At 65.7% G+C, this 16,236-nt stretch carries 13 protein-coding genes and 2 pseudogenes; 8 read left to right on the top strand and 7 right to left on the bottom strand.

The genetic code is table 11. The features are described from left to right. Positions 1-367 precede the first annotated feature (367 nt). Both ACFYOP_RS17270 and ACFYOP_RS17265 read right to left on the bottom strand, forming a co-directional pair. Positions 368-853, bottom strand: a complete 486-nt coding sequence (locus tag ACFYOP_RS17270; RefSeq protein ID WP_356898497.1) for a PIN domain-containing protein — start codon at positions 851-853, stop codon at positions 368-370. After that, positions 846-1,673, bottom strand: coding sequence for a hypothetical protein (locus ACFYOP_RS17265; protein WP_356898496.1), 828 nt, complete (start codon positions 1,671-1,673; stop codon positions 846-848). The genes ACFYOP_RS17270 and ACFYOP_RS17265 overlap by 8 nt, the downstream gene beginning before the upstream one ends. Positions 1,674-3,105: 1,432 nt before the next feature. Between ACFYOP_RS17265 and ACFYOP_RS17260 the strand changes: the two genes are divergently transcribed. The 3 genes and pseudogenes from ACFYOP_RS17260 to ACFYOP_RS17250 all read left to right on the top strand — a co-directional run. Then, positions 3,106-4,503, top strand: coding sequence for a hypothetical protein (locus ACFYOP_RS17260; protein ID WP_356898495.1), 1,398 nt, complete (start codon positions 3,106-3,108; stop codon positions 4,501-4,503). Continuing rightward, on the top strand, positions 4,500-4,886 hold the full coding sequence (locus ACFYOP_RS17255) for a hypothetical protein (protein ID WP_356898494.1): 387 nt from the start codon (positions 4,500-4,502) through the stop codon (positions 4,884-4,886). Before ACFYOP_RS17260 ends, ACFYOP_RS17255 begins: the two co-directional genes overlap by 4 nt. 49 nt (positions 4,887-4,935) lie before the next feature. Then, positions 4,936-5,628, top strand: a pseudogene (locus tag ACFYOP_RS17250) (mobilization protein); the annotation flags it as partial. 32 nt (positions 5,629-5,660) lie between these two features. Here ACFYOP_RS17250 and ACFYOP_RS17245 read toward each other — a convergent pair. After that, positions 5,661-6,503 carry a DUF1932 domain-containing protein gene (locus ACFYOP_RS17245; protein WP_356898493.1) on the bottom strand — a complete coding sequence of 281 codons (843 nt, stop codon included), beginning with the start codon at positions 6,501-6,503 and terminating at the stop codon, positions 5,661-5,663. A gap of 299 nt (positions 6,504-6,802) precedes the next feature. On the opposite strand from ACFYOP_RS17245, the gene ACFYOP_RS17240 reads away from it, so the two are divergent. The 5 genes from ACFYOP_RS17240 to ACFYOP_RS17220 all read left to right on the top strand — a co-directional run bounded on the left by ACFYOP_RS17240 (position 6,803) and on the right by ACFYOP_RS17220 (position 11,847). Beyond that, positions 6,803-8,032, top strand: coding sequence for a helix-turn-helix transcriptional regulator (locus tag ACFYOP_RS17240; protein WP_356898492.1), 1,230 nt, complete (start codon positions 6,803-6,805; stop codon positions 8,030-8,032). A gap of 283 nt (positions 8,033-8,315) precedes the next feature. Beyond that, complete coding sequence (locus tag ACFYOP_RS17235) at positions 8,316-8,534, top strand: hypothetical protein (protein ID WP_356898491.1); 219 nt, start codon at positions 8,316-8,318, stop codon at positions 8,532-8,534. Positions 8,535-8,837: 303 nt separating this feature from the next. Further along, the gene (locus tag ACFYOP_RS17230) at positions 8,838-10,070 is read left to right on the top strand and encodes a hypothetical protein (RefSeq protein ID WP_356898505.1); all 1,233 of its coding nucleotides are present in this window, start codon (positions 8,838-8,840) and stop codon (positions 10,068-10,070) included. A gap of 107 nt (positions 10,071-10,177) precedes the next feature. Further along, positions 10,178-11,500: a UDP-glucose/GDP-mannose dehydrogenase family protein gene (locus ACFYOP_RS17225; RefSeq protein WP_356898490.1), complete on the top strand. Its 1,323-nt coding sequence runs from the start codon at positions 10,178-10,180 to the stop codon at positions 11,498-11,500. 26 nt (positions 11,501-11,526) lie between these two features. After that, positions 11,527-11,847: a MazG-like family protein gene (locus tag ACFYOP_RS17220; protein ID WP_356898489.1), complete on the top strand. Its 321-nt coding sequence runs from the start codon at positions 11,527-11,529 to the stop codon at positions 11,845-11,847. A gap of 429 nt (positions 11,848-12,276) precedes the next feature. On the opposite strand, the gene ACFYOP_RS17215 is transcribed toward ACFYOP_RS17220, so the two are convergent. The 4 genes and pseudogenes from ACFYOP_RS17215 to ACFYOP_RS17200 form a co-directional block, all read right to left on the bottom strand. Beyond that, on the bottom strand, positions 12,277-12,855 hold the full coding sequence (locus ACFYOP_RS17215) for a hypothetical protein (RefSeq protein WP_356898488.1): 579 nt from the start codon (positions 12,853-12,855) through the stop codon (positions 12,277-12,279). A 13-nt stretch (positions 12,856-12,868) separates the two neighbouring features. Then, positions 12,869-13,894 carry a hypothetical protein gene (locus ACFYOP_RS17210; RefSeq protein ID WP_356898487.1) on the bottom strand — a complete coding sequence of 342 codons (1,026 nt, stop codon included), beginning with the start codon at positions 13,892-13,894 and terminating at the stop codon, positions 12,869-12,871. 783 nt (positions 13,895-14,677) lie between these two features. Then, positions 14,678-15,426, bottom strand: a pseudogene (locus tag ACFYOP_RS17205) (DUF4394 domain-containing protein); the annotation flags it as partial. 182 nt (positions 15,427-15,608) lie between these two features. Continuing rightward, positions 15,609-16,040 carry an ATP-binding protein gene (locus ACFYOP_RS17200; protein ID WP_356898486.1) on the bottom strand — a complete coding sequence of 144 codons (432 nt, stop codon included), beginning with the start codon at positions 16,038-16,040 and terminating at the stop codon, positions 15,609-15,611. Positions 16,041-16,236: the final 196 nt, after the last annotated feature.

Here is a 16,236-nt window from a genome sequence, read left to right as displayed (position 1 = left end):
ACGACTGGCTCCGCAAGGATCCCCGCGACCCACCAGACGTCATAGGACACGTGCAGGTCAGCACCGCAGCTACGAGAGCCGTCGTCCACCAACGCTCAGGCCAACCCTTGCTCACGTTTCCCCCAGCCAGAACCGCCGATGCCGACCCGCCCAGTGTGCCGTGCCCCGCTGCGTGCCCGATCCAGTGGGACGTAGCGCGGACTCAAGGGGACCAGCGGCGCCAACCACGCTCCAGCCCAGGTCGGGGAGTTGCCAGGTCAGCCGCCATCCGCATACGGCATCTTCCAAACTGGCGCTCCAGAACCCAGCGGAGTTTGAATGAGTCATTGAAACTCCACCGGCCATACAGCGTACCGTGCCCGCGAGCCTAATTTCCCATTTCTGACGACGCCAACACATCTATCTCGGCATCATCTGTTGTTGGGTTCCAAACCTCGCGAGGGCCTGTTATATGCGTTATGCCGATAGTTTGACCGTGCGGGAACGCTTTGTCTCGCGAGAAGAAGTAGTCGGCTTTCATGCGGATCGCAGTCGCGAGGTGGGTGGCATCCGGACCACGTAGGTTGTATTGCGCGGCAAGCTGCCGAACCTCTCGCGCAACCAATATGTCCACCTCGACCCATTGAACATCGAGGCGATCGAGGTATTCGTCAACAACGCGATCTCGATCACTTGCAGCCACATCACCCTTGTGGCCGTTCAGCTCGACGAGCAGGAGGGTGGAGGCGACGATCTGTACGTCGCCCCTATAGGCAGCACGAAGCACCTTGTAGGAGTTAGGCCACAAGCCTTTTTCCTTCTTTATGACGTTGAGGAAGATATCAGCGTCAACATAGACCAAAGGCTCAGGCACTTCTCACCTGCTTCAGATATTCGGCGGTGCTGAGATCGCCTGTTATCCGTGGATTAACGCCCAAGATGTCCGCCGGATCCATTTGGGATTGATAGTCCGGCAAAATCTCCAGGTCAGTCATCTGCAAAGAAACGGCCTGCCCTTCGGAGTTCCTTTGCAAGATCCCTGATGCCACCACGCGTCGGCCCCAAGCGTTACGAAGAAGTTCACTGTGATCGCTGTGAGCCGCAACTCGCACAGCGTGACGAGTCCGCGGGTCTCGGATGAGCGCCCGTGGGGAGCTGCCCTTGCTATGGCTCAGCACGTCCAGCGTTCCTGTCACGCTGGAAAAGGCACTCTTTGCAGGCAGAACAGCCTGCGTGGCATTGCTGACCGTTTCTTCATCGACAACGGCGGTGTGGCGATCACCGTTGAGGCTCGTCACAGCAACCTGCTCGACTCCGCCAGCTCCGAGATGCTTGCCGATGTGGCCAACCCTCGCCACGGTCCGTTCGCTGAAGAACGGAGGGATGCGGGGCGACTCCGTTAGGGACTCGATGCCGTCCACAAACCCGTGCAGCGGTGCCGCGATCGACTGCCAAGTCCGCTTCGCTGGCACGGCCGCCGGCACCAACACGATCCGGACATCCGTGTCCATGGCCATCTCTTCGATAGCCCATCGGAGACGTGGGCTACGGACAGGTAGGGCCGTCCGGTCCACCTCCTCAAGCGACATCCTGACTTCGTTGAGGATCTGGGTGTAAGTCCTGAGATCGAGTCGGGCTGAAGTGGGGGCGATGCGCACCTCAAGAGCACTATCGTCGCGGACAGCAGTGGTCACGGCTACACCCCTTTCCAGCGGTTGAGTCCATCGTCGCACCCAGGTGTGACAGGCGGCTCGGCCTTGCGCTCTCGCGTCGGGCTGACGCTACGGACTAGAGGTTGCGCGTGCTCCCCCTTGATCACCCGAGTGACGTAATCGTTATACGGAACGTAGCCTGCTCCGCTTGCTCGTAGTCGAAACACCGCGCACCTTGCGCGCCCGACCCGGCGAGGAGCCGCGGCACTCGGGCAAGTGAAAGGCTTCGCTAGGGATCGACGCCAACACCCTCATGTGTACGGCAACCCGTGCTTCCGCTACCGTCCCCCGGGGCGTCGCAGCGGCCGGTATGGCCGTCGCTGATCGATCCGGATGGAGCTACGGATCAGAAGGCGCACGTCGTCATCAAGCGTGGGTCTGGGCGAGAGGAGATGGCCGCCGGACACCGGCAACCGTGGTGCTGGGGCTGGCGCCTTCTCTGACCCGCCGTGCCAGATGCGTGCCACAACGACCGGTAAACCACGGTCAAGTCGGGACACCCGACGTCGCTCCAGCCGGGGCAGCCAGGGCCGTCTGCCCAGCTCATGGCCAAGTCGCGCGCCAAACGAGCCGTGATTCCCAAGCTCAGAGCGCGGGTTCGATTCCCGTCACCCGCTCCACGAGAAAGCCCCAGGCCAGCGGCCCGGGGCTTCTTTGTTGTCCAGACCTCGTGCGGTGCGGCGTGCCCTCCGCGTGCCCCATCTATGGGGCCCGAAGGGCTTACGCCCGACCGCCGACGGGACCAGCGGACGATTCAAGCCTCCGCTCGGCACGTCCGGCGTCTGCTTTCAAGACGTTGCCGATCTGTTGCGTGTCGGCCGAGGCTGGGGCGCTTCTGAGCCAGAGATAGCCATTCGCCAGCGGAGGCGATCCGCCGTGGTCGAAGGTGGGGCCTTCATTGGACGGTCCTCGGGGGAGGTGGCAGGTGCCGCTGCTGTCTTGGAAGGCGGGAGTGCCCCGCGGACGCACACCAGACCCTGATGCCGGACAGAAGCCGGAGCCCGTTCCCCAGATACCAGTGAACGGCAAGACTGGTCGGCCGCTGTCCTATGTACCCGGCCGGCGCCCCGTCCGGTCGGAGTACGCCCGGCGAGATCCAGCGCCAAGTAGCAACTCCGTCATTCGAGGATTGGCTGGCTCCGTGCACGAGCGAGTCAACAGGATCATGCAAGCACGGGACTGGCTCGGGCGATGGCAGGACAAGATCCAGGGTAGGCCCCAGCGCCCCATTCGGGGTCTAGACGAGTTCACCGGGGAGCCTCTCGCGCAGTGGGCTCTGGCAAATGTGCTGTACGCGCGAAAACGGCCTGTGCCGTCCTTTGGATTCGCGTTGGCTCCGGTGCTCACCCACAGCGTGGCAGCACGACGACAACGTCGTCTCCGCATCACCCTGTTGCTAGCCACGCCCCTTTATATGGCAGGCACTCACCCACTGGGACTTGCGGCGCTCATCCTGGCCGTGCTGGTCTGGCAGTTCCTCACCGGGCGGGCCGGTCGAGCAGTCATGCGCTGGGGTTTCAGCGCACTGGTTCCGGCTGTCCTGCTTGCTGCAGCCCTGCTTGCCCTCTGGACCTTCGTCAAGCCTCATCAGCCGATGCTGCGCGATGCCGTGTTGGAAGCTCTTATCGTCGCTCCGCACCTTCTCATCGGCACCACAGGCATTCATCTTCTTGACCGTTTGGCGTGTCACGCCTATATGCAGTCACTACGGCCTAGCCGCACACAACTGGCCAAACGTCCCTTCCTCGCCCCTTACGCTGCTAAGAAGATCGCTTCGCACGAAGTCTCAGAGCAGTGGCAAAGCATTGCCTACCGCAGGGAAGGCAATGTGGACCGCTTCGTGGGAGCGGGCCTCGATTCGTGGACGAGGGGTGCCACCCGCATCCAGCTGACGTCAGCTCGCACAAGCGATGAGGAAGAAGACGATCTTTCGGCCGCCCCTGATGCGTTCGATCTCGATGCGAGCCAGAAGTTTGAGGCGGACGAACTCCTGGACAAAGTGCGTGACGAGCTAGAGGAACTTCGCGGAGCTTTGGTTGAGACCCACGCCCTACCCAACTGCGATGTGGCCGAATTCCTAGGGGTTCCAGAGAGTCGATGGAAAAGCTTACGGCAGGGCGGGGGCGGTGTCAGCAAGTCAGAGTGGCCGGAAGCTACTGAAATGTGCACCGAGGCCCGTGACGCGCCAACCGGCCACTTCTCTCGTAGATACCTGGCTGCGCAGGTCATCGCATGGGACGGGCAGATCGTCGTGACAGTCTTCGCGCACGCTGCGCTGGAAGGCAACACCCTTCACTTCGTTACCCGTCCGCATGTCCAGGCCCCATTGACCCCTTCGGCGAACGTTACTCCCGCCAAGGGTTGGGACCTCGCCAGGAAGCTGGCGGAAGCACCGCTCCACGCGGTCGGAGACACCGTCGCACTAGCCGCCTGGGCCTACACGGCAGTCGGCCGTGGCCTCGGACTGCTGAGCGCGGTAACCACAGCCGCAGCCGCTGTTCGCCCAAGGGACGATGGCAAGCCCGTTAGCCTTCGAGAGCACTGTGGCCGGGTGACGACTGAGGATATGCACCAGACCGAGGACGTGCAGCGCTACGTTTCGATCCTCCAGTCGAGGATGTTCAGCACTGTGAGCGCCTTTCTCGCTGACCACGGTCTGGCCACCGCAGACTTCAAACGCCAGGCCGTTGCCATCACACAGAACTTCATCAGCGGCGACAACAACCAGGTAAACACCGGAAATATGGGCGGCGGTATGCAGCAGGGCTCCGCGCCTGGCGGTCCGGCGAACAGAACCGAGAAGGCGGGATGACCATGCGTTTTGGACGAGCGAACACAAGTGGCGGCACCCACGTCACCGGCAGCGGCAATCAAGTCAACACCGGCAGAGTCGGCGGCGACATGCGCCAATTCCAAGTGTCGGGACGTGAAGCAGACGATCCCAGGCTTTTGGCCGCGCAGGCCAAACTCGCCGAGTTGGCAGCCGCCCTGGACACGCACGCTGGCGAAGTCCACAGCATCGACAGCTGCCGACAAGCCGTGGCCAGAATCGACGAGGAGCTTCGCGAGCCGACGCCAGACGGCCGCCGCCTTACCGAAACCCTGGAAATGCTTAGCCTCGCGCTTGGCTCTGCCGCGTCCTTGAACTCGCTCGCCGACTCGCTTCGAAGCGCGATCCAGGCGCTGCTCGGTTGAAAGTGTGGCCTGCCAGTCGGCAGACCACACGTCTGGCCACGCGGGGCTGGCACCGCCGGACATTCGTACCGAACTCCGCTCAGCAGCATCTGCTTTCGAGCGGGCAACCCGTTCGCGCGCCCGCGCCGAGCACCACCACGCTCGTGCCCTACGTGGCGCGGTCAAGGCGATGCTTCGCGAGCCGGCACCGAAGGACGGAGCCGCCTTGGCGATGTTCCTCGACGCTGCGCTCCTCGCCGTCATCGCCGCCGCACGCTGGCACGACCGACGAGAGAGCACGAGCAACAGGTCGTCGCAGCCCACAAGAGCCTGCTTCACCTCCAGGCGGCCTACGACCACTCGGCAGCCACGCCCCTACTGGTCCTCGGCCAACGCCGACCGCCCCAGAATCTTGCGGACCGATACGTCCGGCTCATCCGCCAGGCCGCCCCGGCACACGCCAACCAGATCCTCGCCGACTCTGCCGCGCAGGCGCTCACCGCCGCAATGGTCGAAGCAGAGGCTGCGGGCCACGACCCCAAACGCCTGCTGCAGCAGGCAGCAGACGAACGAGCCCTTGACGACGCACGCTCCCCGGCACACCCTCACCTGGCGCGTACATCGGCTCTCGCAGAGGTCGGCTCCCAGTCGACGAGCTCTGGCGGCACAAGCTCGCCGCACCGGACTACGCCACGTGACCTCGCCGGAACCTGCGGCGACGGCCCCACCCACCATTCCCGCGTCTCGCCCTCGGCGGAGGTGATCGTCCAGCGGTTACCCCTCAGCGTGAACGAATCAACGGCTCTTTTCTGACCGGAGCTGGGAGAGGGTGTGCACGACCGGCAAGTCGTACTGGTCCTTGTCCTGCTCCCAGAAAGCGAGTACCCGAGCCGTAGCCTCGGCCATGTCCGTGGGCAGGTCAGCCGCGCGGAGAGTATCGGCGACCTCTTCCATCTCGGGCGCCCAGCGCCAGGCTCGGGCTGCAACACTCGGCAGATACTCAGGATCGGAGAGGATTGCGGAGATCATGATCTCGGCTTCGGCCGTGAGCTGATCACCGACTCCATGAGCGTCGGCGAGCGCGTGAGCGATGCCGGCGAGGGTGCGAGCGGCCTTCTGGTAGCTGGCAAAGGCCATCTTCAGAGCGGAAGCGGAACCGGGTGTGCCCCCGACCCGGCACACGTGCAGAGCAGAGTCTGTGAACAGCGACGCCACCAGCTCGACGGCAGAGTCGGCCCCTGCAAGATAGAGCCGTGTGGCACGCCCCTCGCCTGGCGGCTGACCGAAGACGGCACCGTCGACGACTGCGGAGCCGGGGCGGATCTCGTCGGCGATGCGCCGTACGCGTTGAGGGCTGATGGCGTTGACATCGGCGTACACCCCCGCGAAGCCGTGCGCGGCCACTGCCGCCGCAACGTCCTCCGCCGCCTGTGGTGGGCAGACCGAGAGAACGACCGCGCTTCGGGACAGCGCTTCCGCGAGCGAGTCGTACGCCGTGGCACCGGCTTCTCTCCCGCGGAGCCATGTGTTCTCACTGCGGCCCTTGGTCACCGACAGTGCCTCATGGCCGCCGGCGACGATCTCGGCGGTGATCGCCGCGCCCATGGTTCCAGGGTGGAGGACGGTCACGGTGATCACTGGCTGCCTCCGGCGGTATACGACGTGGGGTGTCCTCATCCCCATGATCCGCTGTCGCGCGGCACCAGCGGCTTCAGGATCAACACCTCGTGGCGGTCCGGGCCCTGATGGAGGACAGAAGTGCCTCCGGTCTTGGACTGGCCGTTCAGGGCGTGACAGCGGTACACGGGCCGTGGCCCCCACTGTCCTGGCAGCTCGTCTCACGCCGAAGCCTCGTCATGGGTACCGTGCAGGAGACGAACTCTGTACGGACAGACCGGCGGTTGCGCCGGATCGTCCGGCGGCCGGGAGGTGTCCTGATGCTGGAGGAAGCCGAGGAGATCGGCAAGCGCGCTCGCAGGGCGAGGCTGCGGCTGGGCATGCCGCAGGCCGACCTGGCGACGGCCCTCGGGAAGTCGCAGGGCTGGGTGTCGAAGATGGAGCGTGGCCTGATCGAGCTGGACCGGGTCGGGCTGCTCAACCAGGTGGCCGCAGAGCTGCACGTCCATCCGAACGACCTGATCGGACGCCCGTACAGCAGCTCCCCCGACGACAGCCAGTGGCAGATCGCCGCCTCGTCGATCCTGCGCGAGCTGCGTCGCTACGACCTCGTTCCCGTCTTCGATGGGGCTCCGCGACCGGCACCCCAGCTGTGGCGTGAGGTGACCCGGCTGCACCGCCTGCGGGACACCGCCTCCAACGTCGCGATTCTCCGAGTTCTCCCGGATCTGTTCCGGGAAGCACGCGCTCTGGCGGAGGACTCGGACGGGCACGAGCGGGAAGAGGCGTATGCCATTTACGCCGTGTGCTGCAAGTTCGCGCACACCGCCGCGCACGCCCTCGGACACCCGGAGTTGGTGGCCATGGCGTGCGAACGGGCCGCCTGGTCTGCCAGGTTGTCGGGAGATCCGGTGCTGCCTGCCGTCGCCGACTGGATGCGCGTCTGGGACATGTGGGCGACGGCTGACTGGACCGACGCTCTGACCCTCTCGGACAAGGCGATCGCCTCGGTGCAACAGCCGTACGAGCATGGTGATCCGCTGGCTGTGCGGGCTTGGGGCACGCTTCAGCTTCGGGCGGCCATCTCCGCCGCTCGGGCCAACCGTCCATCGGAAGCGGAGGACCGGATCGGACATGCGAAGGACGCGGCGGAACGCATGGACGCGTACGTCGGGGCACCGGTGTACGACCGGCATTCGCTGACGTTCTCCGCCGGAAACGTGCAGATCCACGCGATCAGCGTGGCCCTGGAAATGGGCGAGCAGGGCAAAGCTCTGGAGATAAACCGCCGCACCAGCCCGAGCTTGGTCGGGGCACTGCCCAACTCCCGTCAGGGTCATCACCACATGGACGTCGCACGGGCCTGGCTGTGGGACGGGAACCGGGCAAAGGCCCTCACCGAGCTGGAGACGGCTGAGCGGATCGCGCCGCAGCTCGTACGGAACCACCCCATCGCCCGTTCAACGCTTCGCAGCATCGTCTACGCGGAACGGGCAGCCACGAGGGAGAAGCTGCGGCACATGTCCGACCGCTTTCACCTGGACGGATAGGGGTCGTATTCCTCCGGCTCATATTCGAGGCCCGTCCTGTCCCTAACTTCGGGGCATGACGCGACGACGTTCTTCTCATCTTCCCTCGCAGGGAGCCGAGTTAGGTACGGCAGCACCGTTCGTTCCACGGCTCGGCGACCTCGCCACGGACAGCGCTCGCGATGGCCGTGTCGGTGTCGTGGTCGCTCTCCCTGGTGAGGGCTCCGCTACGACGTACCACCTGCGTCCGCCCGAGGGCGGGGCCCCCTGGTCCGCGCCCGCCGACGGGACGACGCTCAGTCCCGTGCCGGTGAGGGCCACCCACGCCACGCTCTCGGCCGGACGGGACGCGGTCTACGACCCGCGTGCCCGGCAGGGATCGGTTCCCATCGAGTTCCACTTGGATGACGGCTCGACCCTCGATGGCGCGCTCATCCTCACCTCTGCCGAGGTGCAGTGGCTGCACCAGCAGACCAGCCGCCTCGTCGGCGCACACGAACGCGCCCTCGGCGGCACCCCGTAACCGGGTCTCGGCGACACCACGCCCGAAAGGCCGCGCCGCACTCCGTATGCCCGGAAGGCGGAGGCATCGCGCTCACGCTTCTGGCCGTCGCCGGGCTGGTGGGCCCGGCCTGGGCACTGCGTGAGCAGGCCGCCTCGCTCCTCAACGGTCTCGGTCACCAGCCCGCCGCCGTCTCACCGGACGCGAGCCCGCCCTCCGACCACTGACTCCGCTCCGCTGTCCGGGTCGTTCGCCCCACTTTCCCGGCCAACGGAGCCTGCCATGCACCCGGAACATCCAGGCGTGATTCTCCAGGGAGAGATCGTGGACATCCCGTACATCGTCATCGACCAGCTCACCCCCGACCAACAGCAGGTCTGGAAGACCTACTTCGGCGACGCCGACCGACCCCGCTACATCGAGGAAGGCATCTGGCGTCGTACGCAGGAGAAGGCCACGGCCGAACAGAGCGGCTGGACGGCTGCCGACGACGCCCGGCGGCGGATCATCCACTACCGCTACCGGTACGGCCTGGTCCCCACCACCGCCGCGCCGGCCATCGGCCTGACCGACCTGTACCTCTACCACTCCGCTACCGCTCCCGCGGGCGAGATCGACGCGCACCACGACGCCCTGTGGGACTCGCTCGCCACCGGCGGCTGGAAGGAGGCTCCCGGTGGATTCTTATGGACACGCCGGGATCTGAAGTGCCGGATCACCGAGCACGACGTCCACCCCCAGGACGCGGCAGTGGGGCGTACCCTCCCCGTCGGCTACCGGAGCCTGGACGTGCAGATCGCCTCGGTGTCCTACGCGCCGCCGCCCGCTGTCCGACAGCTGCCGTGGAACGTCCTCTCCACCGGGATCAGGTGCAAGGACCGCCCCGGTACGCCGACCCGCGTCCCGGACCTGTCCGTCCTCGCGGACCTGCTGCCGTTCCAGGTGGAGATCGGCTGCGGTACGTCGGTCGAGGCGGGTATCCCGCCCCTGCACCGGCTCCACGAGATCTACCGTGTGACCGACCGCCAGGGCCACGAGCCTCGGGAACACCGCTTCACCCTCTCCCCGACAGCGGACACGCTCCTCCACGAGGTGTTGACGGAGCCGGAGGAGAAGACGGCGGAGTTCGTGGAGATGTTCCGTACCTGCTTCCTGGCCAAGCCGACTCCGGCCATGTGGGCGCTGAAGGAACTGAAGGACGCCGGGCACCTCGTCGGTCCGGTCATCACCAACAACTTCGACGTGCTCGCGGCGCGCGCCGGGCTCGACGAGTGCTTCATGCGCCGGTACGACCAGGCCGTACCCGATGTCGAGTGGGTGGACGGCGCCAAGGCCCTTCTCGTCGTCGGCCTGCACGCCGACCGCCGCAAGGTCCAGGCCCGCGCCCGCGCTCGCGGCATGCAGGTCGTCTACCTGGACCCGGAGGGCTTCTGGCGCGACGGCCAGTTCATGCCGTACCCGCTGGAAGGCCCCCAGGACGGCGACCTGGTGTGCCGGGAAACCGCCGCCGAGGCACTGCCCGCCCTCGTCAACCTGCTCAAGCAGCACGCTGATTGATCCACCTGCACGAAGAGGGTCGCGCCGGGTGTTGGCGCTAGCGTGACGCACCCGGCCGGCCCGGACTCCCCTGGGCGGGCGAGGGATAAGGAAAGGAGCGTCGACCTATGCGCGTATCCGTCATCGGCTGTGGTCACCTGGGCATCCCCCACGCCGCTGCCATGGCCGAGATCGGCCACGAGGTCATCGGCGTGGACCTGGACCAGGCGAAGATCGACCGCCTCAACGCCGGCGAGTGCCCCATCTACGAGGACGGCCTGCCCGAACTCCTCAGCACCCACACCGCCACTGGACGCCTGCGGTTCACCACCAGCCTCGCGGAGGCAGCCGAGTTCGCCGACATCCACTTCCTCGCCGTGGGCACGCCGATCGACGCGGACGGACGGAGCTACGACACCGGACAGGTCTTCGGCGCCGCCCGCGCCCTGGCCCCGCACCTGACCCGCCCGACCGTCATTGTCGGGAAGTCCACGGTCACCGTCGGCACCTCGCGCGACCTCGGTGCTCTCCTCGCCCGGCTCTCTCCGGCCGGTGAGGACGTGGAGGTCGTCTGGAACCCCGAGTTCCTGCGCGAGGGCCACGCCATCGACGACACCCTGCGCCCCGACCGGATCGTCGTGGGCGTCCCCTCGGCCCGCGCCGAGGACGCGGTACGCCAGGTCTACGCGCCCCTCCTGGCGAACGGCATCCCGCTGTTCGTGACCGACCCCGCCACCGCCGAACTCATCAAGGGCGCCGCCAACGCCTACCTCGGCATGAAGATCTCCTTCATCAACGGCGTCGCCGACATGTGCACCGCCGCCGGAGCCGACGTCCAGCAGCTCACCGAGGCCATCGGCCTGGACCCCCGCATCGGCCGCGGCGGCCTGAACGCCGGCCCCGGCTACGGCGGCGGCTGCCTCCCGAAGGACGTCCGCGCCTTCACAGCCTCAGCCAGCACCCTCGGAGCCACCGAGGCAGCAACCCTCCTGCGGGCGGCAGAGCAGGTCAAAGAATCCCGCCCCACCGCTGCGCTGAAGCTCATCGAGCAGACCCTCGGCCACCCCGTCGACGGCGTACGCGTCACCGTCTGGGGAGCTTCCTTCAAGGCTGGCACCGACGATGTCCGCGAATCCCCGGCCCTGGCGATCGCCGCCCTCATGCACCAGCGCGGTGCGACCGTCACCGTCCACGACCCGCACGCCGTGCCCACAGCACTGCGCCGCCACCCCGAACTCGACTACTGCGAAGACCTCGAAGACTCCCTCGCGGCAGCCGAGCTGATCGTCCTGGCCACCGAATGGCCCCACTTCCGCGAGGCGGATCCCAAGGCACTCGCCCCACTGGTCGCGGACCAGGTCCTCGTCGACCTCCGCAACCTCATCGACGCCGACGCCTGGCGCATGGCCGGATGGACCGTACGTCAGCTCGGGCGACCCGCACAGGAATAGCCGAACCCATCGACCGGAGGTCCGACGTGGACACCCTGTGGGACAACATCGAGAAGCTCTCCGCCGTCTGCCGAGCAGCCGGCGCCCACCTCCCCGACGAGGAACTCAAAGCCCTCCAGGTCGCCGAGGAAGCCGGCGAGGCAATGCACGCCCTCCACGGCCTGAAGGGCCTCACCACCTGCGGCGACGACCACACCTGGTCCGAGGTCCAGAACGACCTGGTGGGCGCCGTCATCGCAGCCCTCCTGGCCATGCACTACATCGACCCCACGGGCGCCCGCGCCACCTTCGACGAGATCCTCCACCGCCGGACGCGCAGGGGCCGTGAGGCCGCTGCGGCGGCCTGACGGGCTCCAAACACACCGTCGGCCGCGCCCACCAGGCGCGGCCAACAGCCACGCTCAGGTGCGAGTATCGGCAGCCACCTGCTGCCAGGGCGGAAAACCCTTCCCCGCAGCACCAGGGCACCCGGCTCCAGCTCTCCGCAGAGGAAAGCGCAAGCTCACGGCTTCAAACAGCCTCTGCGGGAGCACTCGTCCATCTTGGATAGGAGGAACGCCGTTCGCGGGTGTCAGCCGAACCGTGGGGAGCGGCTCCCATCCCGGCGACCTTCGATCCAAGCAGGGCAGAGCATTCCCGGCCAGGGGCGCCAAGGTCGCTCGTACAACGGCGCGCTCCACCTTGGTCCCCTGCACCACGACCGATCCACAGAGTGCGGGTTGAAGGCAAACGGAATAGGAGCCAGCGTAGACGGTAGGACATAGTGTGAGAATCACCTACAACCAAGACGGTTGCCATTCCGCCTCGCGGCACAGATCCTCAAAAGGCTTATCCATATTCGAAAACATTGAATGCGAGTAGACGTCGGTAATTCGAGAACCCAAGATCTCTTTTCGAGTGCTGCTCGTATCCAGGTAACCCATATCGCGGCGAGCCGCCAGGACAAAATCAGCATAGAGCCTCATGAACACAACGGGAGGCGTTGGGGGGTTAAAGCTCGCCTGCATGAAATTATGAAAGGACCTCACCGCTTCATCGGAACCGAAAATAGCGACCCAGATGGCAAATTCGGAGATGTTAGCACGGAAAGTTTCTTCATTCACCGCACGACGATCTAGCATATCCTTTAGCGTGTTAATCATAGGTTTGTACGTGTCATACTTTTTCTCGGAGATCCTCGATTCCAGTTCACGAAGCCTCTGAGCTTCCACCTCGGAACTCTTTGCAACTTTCGCCGATCGCGCAGCAATTACTGCTGCGATTACGGCGGCAATGGCGGGTAGTGCGGCTACAGAAAGTGCAATCCTCCAATCAACACCGCCCGGAGCTGCCATAATCCAGTACGCCCCTGACATTTGCCTTCCCCAATCAATCAAGCGGTTCGAAATGCGGCCTAGGTGCAATCACTGGCGTCCTCATTTCATTGATGTGGAGCCATTCTGGGGCCTCAACCGAAACCAACTGATGCTTCACTTCAAGTAGCTGCTGCTGTGCCGCCTCATCCAGAGCGTTCTCAATATCGATAACTTTAGCGGTAGGATACTTTTCCAGCTGCTCGGCCACCCTCTGGCCTTTAACACTCGGCTTTAGGTAGTAGGGCGGTCGCACCTGCTTTCCTATCGTGTAAACAGCCGATGCGACCGACCAATAGGAATCATTGAACAGCCCCATGAAGCCGTCAGGGTCGGGGAGTACGGTCAACCAAAGCCCGTGGGTGCGATCGAATCGCACGCCCGGACGCAGATTAGTTGCAGCGGGAACAATTGCCACCCGAAGCCCCGGACCGCCCTCCAATTGCGTATGGTTGCTTTTGATTGTCGCCGCAGCATACCGCCTAGCATTTTCATCAGAAAGGAAGATGTCCGTCTTCCAGATTTTCTTAATCCGCTGCCCAAGGGCATCTTCGGCGTTAGCCCCTTTTGCGGCATGCTTGAGCCAGTCGCTCGCAAAACGATAGGGCCTACCCTGACTATCCGGCAGCAGGACGGCCTCCTCTCCTGCATTTTCGACCACAGCTTCCAGAAACCCCAGGTACTTCGCCCGCTCGTAACCGAAGAGAAGCGAGGAGGTACCAGAAGAGCCTCGGAAAACCTTCGGCGATGTACGGCTGAGCGCGTCTGAAACCAATTCAGTCACCGTCGGCTCACCGCCAGCGATCGCCTCATGCACGGCCCACTCGAAGCCGTCGCCTCGCATGCCCTTATCTCGCTCAAGACGGGCATAATGTGACAATTGGCGCATTGTTACGTCGACACGGTCAACGTTTAGGTCTGTCAGGTCTTGGGTGCTCAACTGGTCGAGCATCGCCCTCAAGATGGAGCGAGAGACGGCGTACAAGGCCCGCCCATATTCATCGACGGGCTCTCGCTGCTTGAGGAAGGTGACATCGCTCATGACTCACCTTATCTGCCGGTCATGTCAGGCGCGCAACCATTGGTGGAAGCTTGATTGTCCAGCGGACGCAGCACTCCCCCGGAGGGGTGGTACGACTGTCGGGGGCGCTCAGTGAACCCCCATACGTCGAGAACAGCGCTAACGGCACCCGTTCCGCTCTGGCCATCCGAGGGTGCCCATCAGCGGCCCGGTAAGACCGATACTGAACATCGCCGAGCATCGGAACCCGTCGAACCAGTCAGGAAGCTGATATCTGGCACCGACAGCAAGACCAAGGCAAGAAGATCGACACTGCACCGACGTCCCTTGGAGGCGCGGCCCAGCCGACCATGTCAGGGACCTTTCCATGGCCCCCTCTGGCCTGCCGGCCCGCCCGGAGCGCGCACTTCGGCGGGTTCCGTCCGTCGCACTGTCAGCCCTCGTGCCCCATCCGTTCCCAGCAGAGCGGACAGCAGCGGTCTGATACGGCTCCCAGAGACCGGGAGCCATCCACCTGCCCGTTCCGAAATCGCAGGTCGGAGCCCCTCCAGCAACCTAGGAACCGCTGATTCCCAAGCTCCGAGCGCGGGTTCGATTCCCGTCACCCGCTCCAGCAGAAAGCCCCGGGCCAACGGCCCGGGGCTTTGGTTGACTGGACCGCGCCAAGCGCCTCGCGCCAGATCCGCACCAGCTGATCCAGCCCGCGTACAACTTCCCACCGCCGGTCCGGCGGCGTGCAGGCCGGGGCATGGACGACAGACGGGCGGAAGGTGCCGCCGACCCGCGCTGTCGCCGACCGTTACCCTGGTCGAGCGGAAGGGCGATGTCGACGACTTGGTGGCCCGCCGGGAAGGAGCCGACGAGGCGTGTCTCGCCGTCGAGGACGGTCACGCGATAGAGGCGCTGCTTCCCGCCGGTGGACAGGGCCGCATAACCGTGTGGCACCGGTGACGCCGAGCGCGGTCCGACGGTGGCGTCGTCGGGTTGGTGAGCGTGCCGTCGGTGATCGTTGCCCGCGTGGCAGCAGCGTCGTCGATGTTGTGGCGCAGGTTCTGGCCGGTGTCGCTGATGACGCGCAGGCGGTCGGCGGCGGGGTTGAAGTCGACGCCGAAGTGCTTTCCGGCGAGCGCCACGGTGAGCCGCGACACTTTGGCGGCCTTGGCGTCGCTGTTCAGGGTGTGGACGCCGCCCCTGTCGCCCACGCCGTACAGCTTGCCGTTCTGGACGCGGAAGTCGATGCCGACGAGCTTCTTGTCACCCTTCAGTCCGACGATCTGGCCGAACGACCAGGTGTCACCGGGGTTCGCGACATGGAAGCCGACCAGGCGCTGGTCCACGGTCAGCCCCACACTGATCAGCCCGCCCTGACCCGCCGCGCGCCCGAGCGGTGCGAACGGTCCGGCGCCGCCAACGTCGGCCGACGCGAGAGCGGGAGCAACGAGGGACAGCGCGGCCGCGCCGGCAACGGCAGCGGCGGGAAGACGAGTTTGAACGGACGGTCTCCGAACTGTCGGCGGCCCGCGCTCTCTGCGGCGCGGCGCGGATCCACGCATGCTTCGCCGCCGTGGTTGCTGCGGATTCCCACGGCTCGCCATTTCCACTGGACAGCCTGCAAAAGTCCTACCGCTCGTCGCACGAACGGCGCCACCGCACAGCCCTGATCGTCGCCGGCCGTCGATCGGCGCCGCTTGTCGTGACCTGCCCGCAGGACGGCAAGGACCGTACGCCGCCGGGCTCACCGTGCCCCACATGCCGGACCGGACGCGGCGCCGTCCGGCAGCAGGACGTGCACGGTCTTGCCCCCGAGACGGGGCACCACCCGGATCCGGCCGCCGAGACCGCGGATGATCTCCAGTCCGAAGCCGCCTCTCTCGTCGCCGCCGCGCGACCGCCGGAGCTCGGGGAGTTCCTCACTGTGGTCGGTGACGGCGATGTCCAGCACGCCTTCACGCACGGCCAGAGTCAGTACGCAGGATCCGTGGGTGTGGCGGAGGGCGTTGGTGACGAGTTCGGAGACGATCAGCACGACGTCCGACGTGCGTGCCGTGCAACCGTCCGCGCCCAGCCATCGCGCGACCAGGTGGCGGGCGGCCGCCGGGGCGCACGGGTCGAAGGCCAGGACGGCGACATGCTGCGCCGCGGGCGGCAGTGATGCGGTGGTGGTCATGACCGCTCCTCGGAACTGCTGAGCCGATTCCTCCCCTCGTCAGGCATTCGTGGCCGACGCGCGAACGGATGCCCCGGACCGGCATTCTCGGCGCAGCCGGTGGTCGCCTCGCAGGTCGAGGCATGCCCCGGGCCGAGGAAGGACAACGACCGAGGAAGGACAACGACCGAGGAAGGACAACGGCCGAGGGACGTGC

Origin of the sequence: Streptomyces sp. NPDC006294 (genome assembly GCF_042870895.1) — a bacterium.
Taxonomy (GTDB): Bacteria; Actinomycetota; Actinomycetes; order Streptomycetales; family Streptomycetaceae; genus Streptomyces.
Note: the sequence above shows the minus strand (reverse complement) of the source record. Positions and strands in the feature narration are given on the sequence as shown.

Bases quoted from the DNA above. Each gene is read 5' to 3' on its own strand.
- ACFYOP_RS17240 (WP_356898492.1), top strand. From the start codon at position 6,803: ATGCTGGAGGAAGCCGAGGAGATCGGCAAGCGCGCTCGCAGGGCGAGG.
- ACFYOP_RS17255 (WP_356898494.1), top strand. From the start codon at position 4,500: ATGACCATGCGTTTTGGACGAGCGAACACAAGTGGCGGCACCCACGTC.
- ACFYOP_RS17210 (WP_356898487.1), bottom strand. From the start codon at position 13,894: ATGAGCGATGTCACCTTCCTCAAGCAGCGAGAGCCCGTCGATGAATAT.
- ACFYOP_RS17260 (WP_356898495.1), top strand. From the start codon at position 3,106: ATGGCAGGCACTCACCCACTGGGACTTGCGGCGCTCATCCTGGCCGTG.
- ACFYOP_RS17225 (WP_356898490.1), top strand. From the start codon at position 10,178: ATGCGCGTATCCGTCATCGGCTGTGGTCACCTGGGCATCCCCCACGCC.
- ACFYOP_RS17215 (WP_356898488.1), bottom strand. From the start codon at position 12,855: ATGTCAGGGGCGTACTGGATTATGGCAGCTCCGGGCGGTGTTGATTGG.
- ACFYOP_RS17200 (WP_356898486.1), bottom strand. From the start codon at position 16,040: ATGACCACCACCGCATCACTGCCGCCCGCGGCGCAGCATGTCGCCGTC.